This window comes from Streptomyces luteolus (assembly GCF_029968015.1).
Classification (GTDB): Bacteria; Actinomycetota; Actinomycetes; order Streptomycetales; family Streptomycetaceae; genus Streptomyces; species Streptomyces luteolus.
This window is the reverse complement of sequence record NZ_JASCIS010000022.1, coordinates 44121-60934: the sequence shown is the minus strand read 5'-3', so window position 1 is coordinate 60934 and position 16814 is coordinate 44121. Positions and strand designations below refer to the sequence as shown.

At 72.8% G+C, this 16814-nt stretch carries 18 protein-coding genes; 8 read left to right on the top strand and 10 right to left on the bottom strand.

Translation table 11 applies throughout. From position 1 onward, the window contains the following. The first annotated feature begins 64 nt into the window (after positions 1-64). Complete coding sequence (locus QIT00_RS21995) at positions 65-307, top strand: DUF397 domain-containing protein (RefSeq protein ID WP_282537054.1); 243 nt, start codon at positions 65-67, stop codon at positions 305-307. Positions 308-451: 144 nt separating this feature from the next. On the opposite strand, the gene QIT00_RS21990 is transcribed toward QIT00_RS21995, so the two are convergent. The 3 genes from QIT00_RS21990 to QIT00_RS21980 form a co-directional block, all read right to left on the bottom strand. Beyond that, the gene (locus QIT00_RS21990) at positions 452-1462 is read right to left on the bottom strand and encodes a 2-hydroxyacid dehydrogenase (RefSeq protein ID WP_282537053.1); all 1011 of its coding nucleotides are present in this window, start codon (positions 1460-1462) and stop codon (positions 452-454) included. Then, on the bottom strand, positions 1459-2628 hold the full coding sequence (locus QIT00_RS21985; protein WP_282537052.1) for a lactate 2-monooxygenase: 1170 nt from the start codon (positions 2626-2628) through the stop codon (positions 1459-1461). Before QIT00_RS21985 ends, QIT00_RS21990 begins: the two co-directional genes overlap by 4 nt. A 123-nt stretch (positions 2629-2751) precedes the next feature. After that, positions 2752-3108 carry a hypothetical protein gene (locus tag QIT00_RS21980; RefSeq protein WP_282537051.1) on the bottom strand — a complete coding sequence of 119 codons (357 nt, stop codon included), beginning with the start codon at positions 3106-3108 and terminating at the stop codon, positions 2752-2754. 155 nt (positions 3109-3263) lie between these two features. On the opposite strand from QIT00_RS21980, the gene QIT00_RS21975 reads away from it, so the two are divergent. Together QIT00_RS21975 and QIT00_RS21970 are read left to right on the top strand one after the other, a co-directional pair. Beyond that, complete coding sequence (locus tag QIT00_RS21975) at positions 3264-5144, top strand: NAD-binding protein (protein WP_282537109.1); 1881 nt, start codon at positions 3264-3266, stop codon at positions 5142-5144. 259 nt (positions 5145-5403) lie between these two features. Continuing rightward, positions 5404-6855: an aldehyde dehydrogenase family protein gene (locus QIT00_RS21970; protein WP_282537050.1), complete on the top strand. Its 1452-nt coding sequence runs from the start codon at positions 5404-5406 to the stop codon at positions 6853-6855. Between the two features lie 119 nt (positions 6856-6974). On the opposite strand, the gene QIT00_RS21965 is transcribed toward QIT00_RS21970, so the two are convergent. The 3 genes from QIT00_RS21965 to phnA all read right to left on the bottom strand — a co-directional run bounded on the left by QIT00_RS21965 (position 6975) and on the right by phnA (position 10898). Next, positions 6975-8117 carry a TIGR03364 family FAD-dependent oxidoreductase gene (locus tag QIT00_RS21965; RefSeq protein WP_282537049.1) on the bottom strand — a complete coding sequence of 381 codons (1143 nt, stop codon included), beginning with the start codon at positions 8115-8117 and terminating at the stop codon, positions 6975-6977. 74 nt (positions 8118-8191) lie between these two features. Beyond that, the gene (locus tag QIT00_RS21960; protein WP_282537048.1) at positions 8192-9523 is read right to left on the bottom strand and encodes an MFS transporter; all 1332 of its coding nucleotides are present in this window, start codon (positions 9521-9523) and stop codon (positions 8192-8194) included. A gap of 127 nt (positions 9524-9650) precedes the next feature. Beyond that, a complete protein-coding gene (gene phnA / locus QIT00_RS21955) occupies positions 9651-10898 on the bottom strand; it encodes a phosphonoacetate hydrolase (protein WP_282537047.1) in 1248 nt (415 codons plus the stop codon). A gap of 249 nt (positions 10899-11147) precedes the next feature. Between phnA and QIT00_RS21950 the strand changes: the two genes are divergently transcribed. Next, on the top strand, positions 11148-12059 hold the full coding sequence (locus tag QIT00_RS21950; RefSeq protein WP_282537046.1) for a LysR family transcriptional regulator: 912 nt from the start codon (positions 11148-11150) through the stop codon (positions 12057-12059). 20 nt (positions 12060-12079) lie between these two features. Here QIT00_RS21950 and QIT00_RS21945 read toward each other — a convergent pair whose 3' ends face one another. Next, positions 12080-12799 carry a carbon-nitrogen hydrolase family protein gene (locus QIT00_RS21945; RefSeq protein ID WP_282537045.1) on the bottom strand — a complete coding sequence of 240 codons (720 nt, stop codon included), beginning with the start codon at positions 12797-12799 and terminating at the stop codon, positions 12080-12082. Between the two features lie 65 nt (positions 12800-12864). After that, positions 12865-13992 (bottom strand): PucR family transcriptional regulator, encoded by a 1128-nt coding sequence (locus QIT00_RS38995; protein ID WP_408909823.1) that lies wholly within the window; start codon positions 13990-13992, stop codon positions 12865-12867. Between QIT00_RS38995 and QIT00_RS38990 the strand changes: the two genes are divergently transcribed. Next, positions 13882-14277, top strand: coding sequence for an aldehyde dehydrogenase family protein (locus tag QIT00_RS38990; protein WP_408909825.1), 396 nt, complete (start codon positions 13882-13884; stop codon positions 14275-14277). The genes QIT00_RS38995 and QIT00_RS38990 overlap by 111 nt on opposite strands. Continuing rightward, on the top strand, positions 14169-14399 hold the full coding sequence (locus QIT00_RS38985) for an aldehyde dehydrogenase family protein (RefSeq protein WP_408909824.1): 231 nt from the start codon (positions 14169-14171) through the stop codon (positions 14397-14399). The genes QIT00_RS38990 and QIT00_RS38985 overlap by 109 nt, the downstream gene beginning before the upstream one ends. Here the strand turns inward: QIT00_RS38985 and QIT00_RS21930 are convergent. Continuing rightward, a complete protein-coding gene (locus QIT00_RS21930) occupies positions 14396-14833 on the bottom strand; it encodes a hydrolase (RefSeq protein ID WP_282537044.1) in 438 nt (145 codons plus the stop codon). The two genes, QIT00_RS38985 and QIT00_RS21930, sit on opposite strands and share 4 nt — an antisense overlap. Continuing rightward, positions 14830-15552, bottom strand: coding sequence for a leucine-rich repeat domain-containing protein (locus QIT00_RS21925; protein WP_282537043.1), 723 nt, complete (start codon positions 15550-15552; stop codon positions 14830-14832). Before QIT00_RS21925 ends, QIT00_RS21930 begins: the two co-directional genes overlap by 4 nt. A gap of 45 nt (positions 15553-15597) precedes the next feature. Here QIT00_RS21925 and QIT00_RS21920 point away from each other — a divergent pair, with 45 nt between their 5' ends. Further along, positions 15598-16233, top strand: coding sequence for a CGNR zinc finger domain-containing protein (locus QIT00_RS21920; protein ID WP_282537042.1), 636 nt, complete (start codon positions 15598-15600; stop codon positions 16231-16233). Between the two features lie 9 nt (positions 16234-16242). Beyond that, a complete protein-coding gene (locus QIT00_RS21915) occupies positions 16243-16677 on the top strand; it encodes an ACT domain-containing protein (protein ID WP_282537041.1) in 435 nt (144 codons plus the stop codon). Positions 16678-16814 lie beyond the last annotated feature (137 nt).

The following is a 16814-nucleotide window of genomic DNA, read 5'->3' as shown; positions in this document are numbered from 1 at the left end:
GGCGACCGCGCCGCTCGCTAGGCTGGCCGCAGACCGAACGGGCAGTACCGGGAGGAGCACGGACGTGGCCGAGAGCACCACCGCCCAGCAGACCTTTGCGAGTTGGCAGAAGCCCGACCTCGATCTCAGCGACGCCGCCTGGCAGTCCAGCAGCCAGGGACGCGGTGACGTGCAGATCGCCTTCGTCGAGGGCTTCATCGCGATGCGCAACGGCGGCAGTCCGGACAGCCCGTCCCTGATCTTCACCCCGGCGGAGTGGCGGGCCTTCGTGCTCGGCGCGCGCGAGGGCGAGTTCGACCTGACGTGAGCCCTTCGCGGGCTGTGCGCCGGGGCTCTGCCCCGGACCCCGCTCCTCAAGCGCCGGAGAGGCTGATTTTTCAGCCTCTCCGGCGCTTGAGGAGGCCCGTCCGGCAGGACTTTAGGGAAGGGGCGGGGAGGGGAAAATATCGCCCTAGTTCACGACATCCTGAGGCCGCTTCCCCTCCAAGTACGACGCCACATTCTGCGCCGCCGCGATCGCGATGCGTACGACCGTCTCCCGGGTCACACCGCCGACGTGCGGGGAGAGGACCACGTTGGGGGCACGGAGCAGCCGCAGGGACGACGGCGGCGGCTCCGGGTCGAAGACGTCGAGGCCCGCGCCCGCGAGCGCGCCCGACTCCAGGGCGTCCGCCAGCGCCTCCTGGTCGATCAGCGCGCCGCGCGCCGTGTTCACGACGAACGCCGTGGGTTTGAGCAGAGCCAGGCGCTCCGCGGAGAGCAGGCCCCGGGTGGCGTCGGTGAGCGGCGCGTGCAGGCTCACGTAGTCCGATGTGCGCAGCAGCTCGTCCAGGTCCAGATGCCGGGCGCCGAGCCGCTCCTCGACCGAGGGTTCCGCGCGGCGGCGACCCGCGTACACCACGTCCATCGAGAACGCGCGGCCCCTGAGCGCCACTTCCTGCCCGATCTGCCCGAGGCCGACGATCCCGAGGGTCTTGCCGGACAGTTCGGTCAGGGACGGCTTCAGCCGGGGCAGGGCCCAGTCGCCCTCGGCCAGGGCGGTGTGTGCGGGGACCAGCTGCTTGGCGAGCGCCAGCATCAGCGCGAAGGTCTGCTCGGCGACGCATCGCTTCTCCGCGTCGCTCGAACCGATCGTGCACACCGGTATGCCGCGGTCGCGTGCCGCCGCCACGTCCACGTAGTCGAAGCCGTGGCTGGAGCACTGCACCAGCTTCAACTCCGGCGCGGCGGCGAGGTGTTCGGCCGTCACCGGGGCCAGCGCGGTGATCAGTACGCGGGCGGTGCGCAGCGCCCGCGGGTCCTCGTCGACGGACTCGACGACCGTGACCTTCGCCGGGTCCGGCAGCAGGGCCGCGAACCCGGACCCGGCCGCGCGCCCGCCGACGTGTGCGGGGACGACGGCCAGGACGTGCTGCTCCCCGGCGGCTGCGGATGAGGCGGTCGCGTCGGTTGAGTCGGTCATGCGGTCTCCGTCTCCAGATCGTCCGCCGACACCGTGCCCGGCGCGGCGTGCCCGGTCAGGGCGAGGGTGAGGTCGAGCTCCGCGAGCAGGCAGCGGATCACGTGCTCGACACCGGCCTGACCGTCGAGGCCGAGCCCGTACGCGTACGGCCGTCCCACGAGCACCGCCCGCGCGCCGAGCGCCAGGGCCTTGAACACGTCGTCCCCGGTGCGTACACCGCTGTCGAACAGCACGGTCAGCCGGTCGCCGACCGCCTCGGCCACGCGCGGCAGGGCGTCGGCCGCGGCGACCGAACCCGCCACCTGGCGGCCGCCGTGGTTCGAGACCACCACGCCGTCCATGCCCGCGTCCGCCGCGAGCCGCGCGTCGTCCGGGTGCAGGATGCCCTTCAGGACGATCGGGCCGTCCCAGTTCTCCCGCAGGAACGCCAGGTCGGGCCAGGTCTTCGCCGGGTCGGCGAACATGCCCACGAAGTGCGTGACCGCCGCGTTCGGGTCCTCGTGCACCGGCTTGGCCAGACCGGCCCGGAACGCCGGGTCGGTGAAGTAGTTCGCGGTGCCCACACCGTGCAGGAACGGCAGGTACGCCTGGTCCAGATCGCGTGGCCGCCAGGCGAGCAGCGGGGTGTCGAGGGTGACGAGCAGGGCCGTGAACCCGGAGGCCTTCGCACGGTCGAGGAAGCTCTTCGTCACCTCCCGGTCCTTGGCCCAGTACAGCTGGAACCACCGCTCGGCGTCGCCCATCGCCTCCGCGACCTGCTCCATCGGCGTGCTCGACGCCGAGGACAGCACGAACGGGACGCCCTGCGCGGCCGCCGCCCGCGCCGCGGCGGACTCCGCGTCCGGGTGCATGATCGACAGGACGCCCACGGGCGCGAGCGCGAGCGGCGCGGGCAGCGAACGCCCCAACACCTCGACGGACAGCTCCCGTTCATGGACGTCCCGCAGCATCCGCGGCACGATCCGGCGCCGGTCCAGAGCCGCCCGGTTCGCGGCGGCGGTGCTGCCGCTGCCCGCGCTGCCCGCCACGTAGCCGACGGGCCCGGGCCCGAGCCGCCGCTCGACCAGCTCTTCCAGGCGTGTCAGATCCGTGGGCAGCCGGGGCACCGCCCCCGTCATGCCGTTCAGATAGATCTCGTACTGAAAGTCCGCCCAGTGCTGCGCCATCCGAACTCCCGCCTCCCGGGTCGTGGGTCCCGCGTCGTGCGTGCTCCGGGAGATCTTGGCACGGAGTGCCGTGCCGGGCGTAGGGGGTGGACAGCGGTCTTTTCGGGGCCGGGGAGGCGGCGGTCAGCGGGTACGGCGGATCAGCCGGCGCAGCCCCCGCGACGGTCCGCGCCGCGACCGCGCCCGCCGCGGGAGCCGCGGGAGCCGCCCACGGGCACCGGTGGGCCCCGCCGGGCGGACCACGGGCCGCCACTCCTCGTCGGGCGCGAGCAGCGGACTCTTCCGCCGCGCCTGCGCCCGCACCTCCACATGCGCCTCGTACGACGTGACCTTGAACGCCTCGTCGTACGCGGCCATCGCGGCACTCACCGCACCGCCCGCCGCACCCCGGCGCCGCACATGCACCGCGAGCAAGGCGCAACCGGAGAGGACGGCCAGCATGCCGAGCGCGATCAGGAGCAGGGGCAGGGCATCACTCATGCCGTCGAGGGTACGGGAGCGACCCATACGCCGTACGAGAACGTCCACGCCGAAGATCGCCGAGGCCTGGAACCGCGACCGCCTCTCGGGCACTCTTGCCTTCCGTGTCATCCGTACCGCAGCAGCAGACCCAGTCAACTTCCGCCGCGCCCCGCATGGTTGTGTGCGGTGACGACGCGCTCGGCCAGCGGCTCGCCGAGGAGATCCGCGAGGTCTACGGGCAGCGCGTGACCCTCGTCGTGCCGACCACCGGGGACAGACGGGTCCAGCCGCTGTCGGTGCGCACCCGGGCCAGCACCTTCTTCGGACGGTTCACCGCCGCCATGGGCCGGGCGGCGGGCAACACCACCGACGACGAGCCCGCCGACAACCCCGCGGGGCCCCTCATCGAGGCGTCCGAGCTGACCGACGAGGTCCTCCTGGAAGCGGGCATCGCGCAGGCCGAGGCACTCGCCCTCGTCAACGACGACGACGAACTCAACATCAGGGCCGCGCTCACCGCCCGCCGCCTCAACCCGCACCTGCGCCTCGTCATCCGGCTCTTCAACCGCAAGCTCGGCCAGCACCTCGCCGAACTCCTCGATCAGGCAAGCGCGTTGGCGTCCCCGGACCTCGACACCGCCGACGCCGCCACCACCGTCCTGTCCGACGCCGACACCGCGGCGCCCGCACTCGCCGCCACCGCCATCGCCGCCACCAGCAAGGTCGTCGAGGTCGACGGGCTGATCCTGCGCGCCGCCGAGCGCGCCCCCACCCGCAGCGGACAGCGCACCGACGGCGGACTGTGCACCCTGGCCCTCCTCTCACCCCCCGACGACGCCCCGGGACAGCGGGGCGGCGGCACCGTGGAGTGCGAGCTGCTGCCCGACGACGCCGCCGTGGCCGCCGCCGCCGGACGCGGCACCGTCGTCCTGGAGACCGTCGAGTACAACGGGCCCGAAGCCGCACCGCGCCGGGTGCGGGGCGCGCCCATCGGCCAGCTGTTCTCCCGCCGCCTGCGCTGGACCGTCGCGGGCCTGTTCGTCTGCGTACTCGCCCTCGCCGTGGCCACCTGGCTGACGCAGGACTACAGCCCGCTGCACGCCACCTACGTCACCGTGCTCGACCTGTTCGCCATGGGCGACCCCGCCGAGGACGAGCCGCGCAGTCGCCGGATGCTCCAACTTCTCTCCGGATTCGCCGGGTTGCTGCTCCTGCCGGTGCTGCTCGCCGCCGCACTCGAAGCCTTCGGCACGTTCCGTACGGCGTCCTCGCTGCGCCGACCGCCGCGCCGGCTCTCCGGGCACGTGGTGCTGCTCGGCCTCGGCAAGATCGGCACCCGTGTCCTCGCGCGGCTCTTCGAGCTCGGCATCCCCGTCGTGTGCGTCGAGGAGGACCCGGAGGCCCGCGGCGTTGACCTCGCGCGCCGGCTGCGGGTCCCCGTCGTCCTCGGCGACGTCACCCAGGAAGGCGTCCTGGAGGCCGCGAAGATCGAGCGCGCCCGCACCCTGCTCGCCCTGACCAGCATCGACAGCACCAACCTCGAAGCGGCCCTGTACGCCCGCTCGGTGAAGTCCGACGTGAAGGTGTCGCTGCGGCTGTACGACGACGAGTTCGCCACCGTCGTCAACCGTACGCTGCGCTCGGCCCACCCCAACTCCCAGACGCTGAGCCGAAGTTGCACCCACCTCGCGGCGCCCGCCTTCGCCAGCGCCATGATGGGACGGCAGAACCTCGGCTCCCTCTCCGTGGAACGCCAGGTGCTGCTGTTCGCCGCCGTGAACGTCGCGGGCCATCCGGTCCTGGAGGGCTGCACCGTAGGGGAGAGCTTCCGGCCCGGCCGCTGGCGCGTGATCGGCCTCGACGCCGCCGACCCGGCCGAACGCCGCCCCGACCTCGCGGCCCCACAGGACGACGCCGAGGAACGCCCGCCGGGCCTGGTCTGGAACCTGCACCCCGGGTACGTACTGCGCTCATCGGACCGCGTCGTGGTCGCGGCGACCCGGCGCGGCCTGGCGGAGCTGATGGGGCGGCGGCGGGTGGTGGGGGTTTCCTGACCTCCTCAATCTCCCCCAGCTACCGCTGTGAGGTGCCCCCGGAGGGGCTCAAATTGAGCCCCTCCGGCGATTGAGGAGCGGGGTCCGGGGCGGAGCCCCGAAGCTCCGCAGGATTTCGGGAAGGGGCGGGGAGGGGAAATAGCCCTGAGCTATCGCGGACATTGGGCAATCACGCATTGTGGCCGCCCCGCCCCTGGGCGAGCCTGGCCGAGGCTCCCGGCGCCCCGCCGGTGCGGTCAAGCGAAGGGGAGGGCAACACGTGGCACAGCACCTTCGGCTCAACTTCGTCGACGGGCGATGGACCCCGGCGGAGTCGGGGCTCACCCGGGAGAACGTCAACCCGGCCGACTTCTCCGACGTACTCGGGGAGTTCGCGGAGTCCGGCGGCGTGGACACCGACCGGGCAGTGGACGCGGCGGCGGCCGCGCTCCCGGCCTGGCGTGCGCTCGGCCCGATCCACCGGGCGGCGCACCTGACCGAGGCCGGACGGATGCTCGCCGCGCGGGCCGAAGAGGTGGCCGCGGCCATCACCCGGGAACAGGGCAAACTCCTCGCAGAAGCCCGCGGCGAGGTCCAACGGACCCTTTCCGTACTGGAGTTCACGGTCGGCCAGGCCCGGCGGCTCGGCGGCGTGACGGCACCCGCCGAGGACGAACGCACCTTCGCGTACACCTTCCGCCGCCCCATCGGCGTCGTCGGACTCGTCACCCCGTGGAACTTCCCGCTCGCCATCCCGATGTGGAAGGTGGCGCCCGCGCTGCTCTCGGGCTGTACGGCGGTGCTCAAACCGTCGCCGCTGACCCCGCTCACGTCCGCGCTCCTGGTCGAGGTGTTCCAGCAGGCGGGCGTGCCGGACGGGGTGCTCAACCTCGTCCAGGGCGACGTGGCGGCCGGTGAGGCCCTGGTCGCCAACCCGGCCGTCGCCGGCATCAGCTTCACCGGCTCCCTCGGCGTCGGCACCGCCATCCACACCGGCGGCGCCCACCGACTCCTGCGTACGCAGCTGGAGTTGGGCGGCAAGAACGCGGTGGTCGTGTGCGACGACGCGGACCTGGACGCGGCCGTGGACGCGGTGGTGCACGGCGCCTTCGGGCAGGCGGGCCAGCGGTGCAGCGCGACCAGCCGGGCCGTCGTGGACGTCCGGGTGCGGGACCGGTTCCTGGACCGCCTGGTGGCGCGGGTCGCGGGCCTGCGCGTGGGCCCGGGCGACGATCCGGCCTCGCAGCTCTGCCCGGTGGTGAACACCGTACGCAGGGACGCCGCGCTCGCCGCGATCGAGGGCGCGCAGCGCGACGGCGGCAAGGTGCTGTGCGGCGGCGGACCCGAGGTGCGGCCGGGACTGCCGGAGGGCTGCTACGTCCAGCCGACGGTGATCCGGGACGTGCCCTGGGACAGTGAGCTGGCGCAGGAGGAGGTGTTCGGGCCGGTGCTGGCGGTCGTCGACGCGGACGGATTCGACGACGCGATCCGGATCGCCAACTCCGTCAAGTACGGGATGAGCGGCACCGTGTTCACGGCCTCGCAGGCGCGGGCGTTCGAGGCGGTGGAGCGGTTCGAGGCGGGCATGCTGCATGTGAACCGGCCCGGGGTCGGGGCGTACGCGCATCTGCCGCACACCGGCGCGAAGGCTTCCCAGTACGGGCCTCCGGAGTGCTCGCCGGAGGTCTTCGAGTTCTACACTGCGTGGCATTCGGCTTGCATCGGGTACTGAGCTGCGCTCCGCGCGCATCAAGGCTCCGGCGGGCCGGTTCCCGCCGGAGCCTTCTCTTTCCCCACCCCGCCCCTTCCCGAAGGTCCTGCCGGACGGGCCTCCTCAATCGCCGGAGGGGCTCAAAATTGAGCCGCCGCCACCACCTCCTCCGCCAACCCGAACGACAGCGTCATCCCCGCCCCGCCGACCCCGTTGACCACCGTCACGCCCGGCTCCGGGGAGACCACCAGTTCCGTGCGGCCGTCGCGCAGGGACGGGTAGTAGCCGGTCCAGCGTTCGGTGATACGGGGGTCGGGGAGGTCGGCGAACGTGCGCAGGTAGTCGCGTACGGCCTCGTTGATGCCCTCGTCCTCGAAGGGGTCGTGCGTCGTGCCGTAGGCGTGGCTGTCGCCGATCGTCAGGCGGCCGTCGGCGGTCTGGGAGAGCAGGACGTGGATGCCGTGCTCGCGGTGGTACGGCAACTCTTCGCCCATCCGCTCCGCGAGCGCCTCCCGTGCCGCGAGGCCGTCGAACGCCGCGTAGTGCAGCAGCGTCAGACCGCCGCACAGCATCGGGCCGAGCGGCCGGCCGCCGGGCTGCACCCCGGTGCGCATCATCTGCAGCTTGCAGCGCACCAGACCGCTGTCGGCGTACACCTCCGGGTAGAGCGTCGCGAAGTCGTTCCCGCCGCACACGAAGACCCGCCCGGCCCGCCACTCGCCCGCCGTGGTGGACACGGTCGGCAGGTCCACGGAGCGTACGGTCGTACCGAAGCGGATGTCGACGTCGTACTCCGAGACCAGGTGCTCCGCGACGGCGGGAAGCGCGAGCCGCGGGTCCACGTTGAGCTCGGTCGGGCTCCACATCGCCGCCAACAGCCCCTCGGGACGGGCCACATGGCTTCTCTCCACGGCCTCACGGGGCGTCACCATGGCGACGCCCCGCTCACGGGCGGCGGGAGCGCAGGCGACGAACTCCTCCAGGACCGCCACCTCGTCGGGGCGGTGGGCCAGGTGCAGGGAACCGCTCTGCTCGGCCCACAGCCCGGTCTTGGCGGCTATGTCCAGCCAGATCTCCCGGCTCCGCAGGGCACGACGGTAGAGCGCGCCCCGCTGCTGCCCCACCGCCCAGATCATGCCGAAGTTGCGGATGGAGGCGCCCACGGCGAAGTCGTCCCGCTCGAAGACGACGACACGTTCTCCGCGGCGGGCGGCGGCGAGGGCGTGCGCGAGTCCGACGATGCCCGCGCCGACGACGACGGTGTCGGCCTGGTTGACGCTCATGATGAGGAAACCTCTCTCGGTACGGACGGGGGTGCAACGAGGGCAGCCTGGGAGGAAGTTGGGCGGTGCTCAGCTCAACTCGCCGCGCGCGGAAGCCGGTTCCAGTGCGGCAGCATCAGCAGTCCGGCGAGCAGCGCGGCCCCCGCGAAGCAGGTGAACAGCACACCGCCGGAGAGGAACCCGGGCAGCAGCCCGCCCAGGATGGCCCCGACGGAACCGCAGCCGTTGACGAGCCCGGCCGCCGTGCCCGCCCCCTTGTCGGTGCCGAAGTCGACGGCCGCCACGCAGGAGATCATCGAGTCGGCGGCGTACACGGTGAGACCGATGACGGCGAGCACGGCGATCATCACGGGCACGCTGCCGGTGGCGGTGAGCGGCATGAACAGTGCGAGCGTCACCGTCAGCAGGCCAAGAGCCAGCACGCAGGGCGGCACGCGGCGCGAGCCGAACAGTTTGTCCGAGAGCCAGCCCACCACGATCGGGGCGAGAACTCCCGCGACGCCGAAGGCGATCGGGATGAGGACCGCGCCCACCTTGTCGATGTCGGGCAGCCGCCGGCTGACGAGCACCGGCCCCCACAGCAGGATCGCGTAGCGGGCGGGCTTGAGGAGGAAGTACGCGGCGCCGAGCGTCAGCACCATCCGGTCGCGCAGCGTCTCCCGGTAGAGCGCGAGCCCGGTCCTGCGCGGCTCCGGCGGCTCCGGTGGCACAGCGGGTACGGGCTTCCCGGCCGCGGCGGCCGGCTCGTCGGCCTCCGAGATCCCCGCGTCGTACGGGGAGTTCTTCTGCAGCAGCACGAACAGCAGCAGGACGACGGCGAGGGTCGCCGCGCCCGCGAAGAACGCGATCCGCCAGCTGTCGAACAGGGAGTAGGCGACCCAGCCGAGGAACGGCGGTGCGGCGAGCCCGCCGAAGGCGTAGTTGGTGCTCCACAGGCCGAGGACGCGCCCCCGTTGGCGTACCGGGAAGAAGCTGCCCATGTTCTTGCACAGCGGCGCCCAGCCCGCGGACTGCGCGAGGCCCTGCACGACCATGGCGCCGCCGAAGACGAGCAGCGCACTGCTCACCCCCATCACACACGCGGCGACGATCGCGCCGACCATGCCGCCGATGACGACGACCCGCGGCCCGAACCGGTCGGCCCACATGCCCCACAGGAACTGGCCCACCGCGTACGCGGCCAGATAGACCGCGTCGATGACGCCGAGGACCCGCTCGGTGAGGACGCCGCCCACCGCAGGGTCCTCCAGGATGCCGAGTTTGGCGACGGAGAAGGCCTGGCGTACGAAGTAGAAGCCCGCGTACGCGAGCCAGGTGACGGCGAAGATCCGCCAGCGCCAACGGGTGGCTTCGACGCTCCCCCTGACGGTCCGTGAACTGCCTTGCGGTGGTGCGAGGTCGGCCATGGCGGTGTCCTGTCCCTCGTCCTCGGTGCCGATACGGATGCGTGGGGGGTGGTCGTTCTCCGGGGTGAGTGGTCGTTCACTGGAGCAGCGGCGGGTCCCGCGCGCGCGGGCGCGGGACCCGCCTCGCTCAGGCGGCGGGCAGCGGTTCGCCCGCGGCGACGGCGGTGCCCACCCAGTACGCGTCGAAGTTCCGCAGCCGGTGTCCGGCGGGCAGGCCCTCGACGGGCGCGTTGACGAGGAACGGCACCCTCTGCTCCGTGAGCCCGCCGTGCGAGCGCAGCGGTTCGGTGAACCCGGAGATGTCGTGCCGGGCCGGGGTGGTGCCGAGGACCGTGTTGCGCTCGGCGATGACGACGAGGTCGCCGATCCGGTCGCCCGGCAGCTCGAACCGCTCACAGGCCGCCTCGCGCGTCAGCACCTCGTCCACGCCGTCGATCCGGGCGAGCCCGGAGGCCACCGCCTCCCGGTCCGCCGAGCCGGGCAGATGCACGGTGGCGTACGAGCCGAGCGCGCCGTGGTGCACGGTGTACGGGTCGGTGATGGGCAGCACGACGCGCGCGGCGCCCGGTTCGAGGCTGCCGTCCAGGGTGTCCTGGAGGAAGACGACGCGTGCGGCGCCCGCGCCGTCGGCCTTGGCGTTCATGCCGTGGTCGGCGGTGACGACGAGAACGGCGCCCAGGGCGTCGATGCGCTCGAAGTACTGGTCGAGCATGGCGTAGAAGTCGTTGGCGACGGGCGAGCCCGGCGCGTGCTTGTGCTGGATGTAGTCGGTGAGCGACAGGTACATCAGGTCGGGGCGGTCCTTGTCGAGGATGTCCGCCCCGGCCGCCATGACGAGTTCGCTGAGCTCGGCGCTGTACACGGACGGCAGCTCCATGCCCGTACGCTCCAGGACCTTGCCGATGCCGTTCTCCTCCTCGGTGGCCTGGTCGGCCTTCTCGGCGGAGAAGCAGATGCCGTCCTTCAGTCCGCTGCCGAGCAGTCGGCGCAGCTTGTCCTTCGCGGTGATGACGGCGGCCTTCGCCCCGCGCTGTGAGAACTCGGCGAACAGCGTGGGCGCGCGCAGCAGTTCCGGGTCGTTCATCATGACCTCGGTGCCGGACGCGGTGTCGTAGAAGTAGTTGCCGCAGATGCCGTGCACGGCGGGCGGCACACCCGTCGCGATGGACAGGTTGTTGGGGTTGGTGAAGGACGGCATGGTGCAGTCGGCGCGCAGATCGGCACCGCCTCGCAGCATGCGCTCCAGGAACGGCATGCGGCCGTCCGCGATGGCCCGCTCGTGGTAGGCGTCCTCGCTGCCGTCGATGCACACGACGACGACGGGCCGGTGGGGCCGGTGGTAGCGGCGGCCGTTCACAGTCAGCGGCTCGGTCATGTACGGATCCACCCCTGAGGTCGAAGTCTCGCGGCCGGCCTCCTCGTTCACCGTGCCGCGTCTTCATGGGTAGCACCGGCCGCCGGGGCGGAAGAACCACCGGATTCGCTATGGCGGCCATAGCCCCCCGATCCGAGAGCGGGCAGGTCCGGGGCCTCCCCGGCGGGCCCGGGGGCGGGCTAGGCTCGGCGCCCGGTGATCGGCCGGGGCATGCCGGGTGAGCTACGAGAGCGTGGGGCGAGGGGGCGCGTGGAACTCAACCTCCACCGTTTGTGGATCTTCATGCAGGTCGTGGAGCACCAGGGCTTCTCCGCGGCGGCGCAGCGGCTCTACATGAGCCAGCCCTCCGTCTCCAACCAGGTGCGCAGGCTCGAACAGTCCCTGAAGGTGACGTTGATCGACCGCTCGGGCGCCCGCGCCCGGCCCACCGCCGAGGGCGAGGTCCTCGCCGAGTACGGCAAGCGCGTGTTCCTGCTCGCCGAGGAGGCGGTGGCGGCCGTGCAGCAGGTCAGCGGCCTCGCTTCGGGACGGCTCCTCGTGGGCGGTTCGACGACGGTCGGCACGTATCTGCTGCCGTCCCTCCTCGCCCGCTTCCAGGAGCGGCACCCGGGCATCGAGTGCGATGTGTTCGTCGGCAACAACGAGGCCGTACTGGAACGCCTCCTGGCCGGGGACATCGGCGTCGCGGTCGTCGCGGGCGTGCCCACCGCCTCCCAACTCCTCACGGAGACCGTCCTCGACGAGCGCCTCGTCCTCGTCGCGTCCCCCGCACACCCCCTCGCCGGGCGCGCGGAGGTAGCGCCGCGGGACCTCGCCGACTGCCGCTTCCTGCTCCGCGAACCGGGCTCGCAGACCCGGGTGCTGCAGGAACAGGCGCTCTCCGAATGGGAGTTGGACGCCGTGTCCCGGGGCGCGGTGTGGGGACCGGAGGCCGCGAAGCAGTGTGTGGCGGCGAGCCTGGGAATCGCGCTGATCTCCGAGCACGCGGTCGTCGACGACGTACACGCGGGCACGCTGACGGTCCTCCCGGTCAGCCCGGCGCCCCGCCCCCGCCCGGTCAACCTGGTCCGCCGCCGCGACCGGTTGCTGTCCCCGGCCGAGCGCGCCTTCATCGACCTGCTCCGCTCGGCGGGCGGTTGGCCACGCGAACTGCCTGCTTAGGGCCTTAGGACTTCAGGTCCCTAGGCCGCACCGGGTTCCACATCCGCCAGGACGGCCATGGTCCGCTCGGCATCCGCCTGTACGAGCAGGCCGCCGCCCGGCGACCACAGCCCCGAGCGGCCGCAGCCGGTCCAGGCGCCCGCCGGGCCGACGTGATTGGCGAGGACGACATGCAGGCCGAACGCCTCGGCGATGCCGGGATACACCCTCGCCAGCTCCTCCACGCCGCCGCTCGTGCCGTACAGAGAGCTGGCGAGGAGCACCTGGCACCGGTCGTCGGCGACCCGGGAGAGGAGGGCGGAGAAGTGGTTGTCGAAGCAGGTCGCCAGGCCGAAGCGGAGCCCGCCGAGCTCGAACCGCCCGTCGTGCCGCCCCGCCACGAACGCTTCCTGCTCGTGCTCGAACAGATGCTGCTTCCGGTACGTGGTGAGCAGGTCGCCGTCCGGCCCGAAGACCAGTGTCTCGATGGCGGGCCGCTCCTCCCCGGTGACCGCGACGCAGTTGACGACGACGGCGATGCCCGCCGCCCGGAGCGCGTCCAGGCGGGCGTCGTTCGGCCGGATCCAGAGGTCGCGCCGGGACAGTACGGCATCGAGCTCGTACCCGGTGAGGGCCAGTTCGGGGAAGACCACGAGCTCGGCGCCCCGCCCGCGGGCCTCGTCGGCGAGGACGCCGAGCTGCTTCAGGTTCGCCGGAAGGTCGGCGGGGGAGCAGGTGAGCTGGGCTGTCGCGATCTTCATGCGACGCAGCATGCCAGTACGCCGTGTCGCCTCGTACGCGGGTGCGCCTACGCCTACGCCTATGCCTACGCCGGTTCGGGCCCCGGGCGGCGGGCCCGGAGGGCGACCGCGACGAGGGCCGCGTCGTCGGGGCGGCGTGGGTCGCGGCCGGTGAGTTCGTGGAAGCGGGCGAAGCGGTGCTGGACCGTGTTGCGGTGGCAGTAGAGGGCTTCGGCGGTCTCCGCGATGGAGCCGCTGCCGTCCAGGTGCGTCCGTACGGTCTCCAGGAGCCGGGCCGCCTCCGAGCGTGAGACGGCGGGCGCGTCCAGGCCGCCCAGGACGTCGTCGGCCAGGTCGCGCGCGAAGTCGCCCGCGCGGTGGGCCAGTACGTCGAGCCAGCAGTCCTCCAGGAGCCGTGGCGAGTGCGCTTCGGGCGGCAGCACCTGTGCCCTGGCGATGGCGAGCCCCGCGGCCCGGGGCACGGCGGCCAGGCCCGCCGCCGGGGGAGCGATCCCGCACGGCGAGTCCGCGAGCAGTTCGGTCACGCGCTCGCGGGTGGTCTGGCGGCCCAGCTGGACGACGAGCACCGCGTCGCCGCCCACCATCTGCTGCTGCACCGGAGCATCGGCGGCCCGCAGCGCCGTCGCCGCCTGGTGAAGGCCCGGCCCGGCCGCCGCGGACGACGCCGCGCACAGGAAGCTGCCGTCCGGAGCGAACCCGAGGGCGAGCCCGGCGTCCCGTACGACCGTCGGGTTGTGGCCCTCGCTCTCCATCAGCCGCGCGAACCACATGCGCCGCTCGTCCGCCTCGCGTCGGCCCATCTCCAGGACCGTGCGCTGATAGGCCGTCATGATCCCCGTGACATGGCCCTCGACGGCTTCCCACACGTGGTAGGCGGAGCCGACGAGTTCGGTCATGTCGGCGGGTTCGGCCCGTCGTACGAGCGCTGCCCAGACCACCCGGAAGTCGAGGCGCGCGGCTTCAAGGAGAGCGTCCAGCGGAACGCCCTGCAGAGCCCGGCTCTCGCCGACCCGGCGCGAGACGTCGGCGACGTGCGGCGGCACCGGCAACTGGGCCACCGTGCGCAGGAGCAGCTCGAAGGCCTGCCACGCCGAGTCGCGGAACTGGGTGTCGGGCACCCGGTCCGCGGGCCGTTGAACAGCGCCGCCCACGCCGAACGGGTGGCCGCCGTCCTCGCGGACCTGCCCGCCCACGCCCGCGTCGAGACCGGCGGCCGCCGCCTCGACCGCCCCGGCTGGTTCTTCCCGCCCACGGTCGTCTCCGGCGTACGGCAGGAGGACGACGTGGTGCAGCGGGAGATCTTCGGAGCCCTGTGGTCACGGTCCAGCCCTTCGACACGGAGGCCGAGGCGATCGAGCTCGCCAACGGCGTGGACTTCGGCCTCGCGTCCAGCGTGTGGACGACCGCCCTCGCCCGCGCGATGCGGGTCAGCGCGGAGCTGGACTTCGGCTGCGTGTGGCTGGGCTGCCACCAGGTGATCCCCGCCGAGATGCCGCACGGCGGCTGCAAACAGTCCGGCATCGGCCGCGACCTGAGCCGCTACGGCCTCGACGACTACACCCGCGTCAAACACGTCATGGCCGCCCACGACACGGTCTAGCGCTCCCGTACGACGACCCGCTTGGCCCCGAGCAGCACCCGGTACGGGTCCCGCTCCGCGAAGTCGGCCAGTGACCACACCACGGGCCGCCCCAGCTCCGCGCACAGGTGCAGCACGGCATCGTCCCCGGCCCACACGCCCACGTGGGCGCCGTAGGAATCCTCGTCCGCGTTGAACAGCACAAGGTCGAGCGGGCGCGGCACCGGCACGTGCACGGTGGCCGCCGTGTCCTGCCACAGCTCGCTCGACCGCAGCGGCGGCGCCGTCAGACCGAAGTGCCCGAGCACGGCGTACGCGAACAACTGGCAGTTGGCGCCCAGCGCGAGACCGGGCCGGGCGGTGACGTCGGCCGACCCGGGGAACCGCGCACCCCTGTACGGCACGTTCCAGTACGGATCGGGCAACCGCCCGAGAAAGCCCTCCGACGCGCTCACCACAGCACCACACACCCCCGTGCGGAGAGCCGCGCCTCCACCTCGACCGGAACCTCCACCGGGTTCCACCGCAGATCCAGCTTCTCCAGGACGGGCAACTCCAGTAACCAGAAAGGCAGTTCACGTACCGCGTTCCCGCGCAGATCGATGCGCCGCAGCAACGGAAGCCCCCGCAACGCCTCCGGCACGGCCCCGAACCGGTTCTCCCGCAACTCGACCTCCCGCAGCTCGCGCAGCCGTCGTACGGAGGAGGGCAACGTCGTCAGCCGGTTGCCGCGCAGCCACAGCTCACGCACGGCGGCCAGGTCGCCGACGGACTCGGGAAGCGCGGCGAGGCGGGCGTGCTGAGCGCGCAGCTCCACCAACTCCCGCATCCCGCCCAGGGATTCGGGGAGCCGGTCGAGCGGGTTCTCCCCGACGTTCAGGTAGCGCAGCCGAGCCAGCCGACCCAACTCCTCGGGCAGTGCGCTGAGTTGGTTGTCGTGCAGATACAGGAAGTCGCACAGCCCCCGCAGCTCACCGATCGCCTCCGGCAACGCGACCAGCCGGTTGTGCCCGAGGTCAAGGGTCCGCAGCCGGGTCAGCTCCGCGAGACGCGGGGAGACGGACGTGAGGAGGTTGTCCGCGAGGATCAGCTCCTCCGCGTCCACGCGCGCCCACACGGACTCCGGTACGCGCGTGAGCCCCGCCCTCCAGTGATCGATCCGCTTCCGATCCATCCCCGTACCCCCTCGCCGCCGGACGCCGAAGCTAGCATCGAGCCCATGCCCGCGCCCCGGCTCGTCCCCGATCTCGTCCCCGATCTCGTCCTCGATCTCGCCCTCACCGTCCGCCACGACGGCAAGGGCGGGATCGCCGACGATCTGGACGGGGTCGACGGGCTGGCCCGCTGGGTCGCCGCGCGCGGCGATGAGCTCGCCGAGGCCGGGGCGCCGCTCGGCGACTTCGTCGCGGACGAGGACGCCCTCACCGCCGTACGCGCACTGCGGCAGGCCGTACGCACACTGTTCGCCCGGGCCGTCCGCCCCGCGCCGCCCAGCCCCGCCGACGCACAGCGGCTGCTCCCCGGAGCCGAGGCGCTCGACCGGCTCGCCGCAGCCGCCGCCCGCGTCCCCGTCGCGCCCCGCCTGACCTGGCCGGAGTCCGCCGCACCCGAGATCACGTACGTGCCGACCGCCTCGGGACCGCCCGCCGACCTGCTCCTGGCCGCGCTCGCCCGCGCCGCCACCCTCTTCCTCGCGAGCGACGACCGCACCCGGCTGCGGGCCTGCCACGCCCCGCGCTGCGTGCGCTACTTCCTGAAGGAGCATCCGCGCCAGGAGTGGTGCAAACCCTCCTGCGGCAACCGCGCCCGCGTGGCCCGCCACCACGACCGGCACCGCGTCGAGAGCGCCCTCTAGCCTGACCGCATGCACCCCAACCAGGAAGAACCCCCTGCTCACGGCCCCGCCGAACGCGACCTCACCCGCCTCCTCACCGGCCTGCGCCCCCACCTGGACCCGCACCGGTACGTGTACGCCACCGTCACCGGAGGGATCCCGCCCGGCCTGGACCCGGTCGTCACGGTCCGCGAGGACGAGGGCCGCACCCTCGTCGTACGGCAGGAAGAGGCGGACCGGGCCGGACTGCCGTACGCGTATGTCGCCGGGTGGATCACGCTCCGCGTGCACTCCGCGCTCGACGCCGTCGGCCTGACCGCCGCCGTCGCCGGTCTGCTCGCCGACGCGGGCCTCAGCTGCAACGTCGTCGCGGGCTTCCACCACGACCACCTGTTCGTGCCGTACGAGCGGGCCGAGGAGGCCGTGGACCTGCTGGGGCGGCTGGCGGCGGACGCGGGGGCCTGAGGAGCGAACCCGTGAACTCGCTCCGGTCCGGCCGATGTTGTGTCCCGAACAGCCGGGCGGCCCGTCGCCCACAGGGGGTCTGACCGGCCCGCACGCGCTTCGCGCCGGGCGTCGGGCCGGTCGGGGCCCGGCGTCCG

Coding starts and splice junctions, on each gene's coding strand:
- QIT00_RS21990 (WP_282537053.1), bottom strand. CDS start 1,462: ATGACCGACTCAACCGACGCGACCGCCTCATCCGCAGCCGCCGGGGAG.
- QIT00_RS21985 (WP_282537052.1), bottom strand. CDS start 2,628: ATGGCGCAGCACTGGGCGGACTTTCAGTACGAGATCTATCTGAACGGC.
- QIT00_RS21980 (WP_282537051.1), bottom strand. CDS start 3,108: ATGAGTGATGCCCTGCCCCTGCTCCTGATCGCGCTCGGCATGCTGGCC.
- QIT00_RS21975 (WP_282537109.1), top strand. CDS start 3,264: ATGGTTGTGTGCGGTGACGACGCGCTCGGCCAGCGGCTCGCCGAGGAG.
- QIT00_RS21965 (WP_282537049.1), bottom strand. CDS start 8,117: ATGAGCGTCAACCAGGCCGACACCGTCGTCGTCGGCGCGGGCATCGTC.
- QIT00_RS21960 (WP_282537048.1), bottom strand. CDS start 9,523: ATGGCCGACCTCGCACCACCGCAAGGCAGTTCACGGACCGTCAGGGGG.
- phnA (WP_282537047.1), bottom strand. CDS start 10,898: ATGACCGAGCCGCTGACTGTGAACGGCCGCCGCTACCACCGGCCCCAC.
- QIT00_RS21945 (WP_282537045.1), bottom strand. CDS start 12,799: ATGAAGATCGCGACAGCCCAGCTCACCTGCTCCCCCGCCGACCTTCCG.
- QIT00_RS21925 (WP_282537043.1), bottom strand. CDS start 15,552: ATGGATCGGAAGCGGATCGATCACTGGAGGGCGGGGCTCACGCGCGTA.
- QIT00_RS21920 (WP_282537042.1), top strand. CDS start 15,598: ATGCCCGCGCCCCGGCTCGTCCCCGATCTCGTCCCCGATCTCGTCCTC.
- QIT00_RS21915 (WP_282537041.1), top strand. CDS start 16,243: ATGCACCCCAACCAGGAAGAACCCCCTGCTCACGGCCCCGCCGAACGC.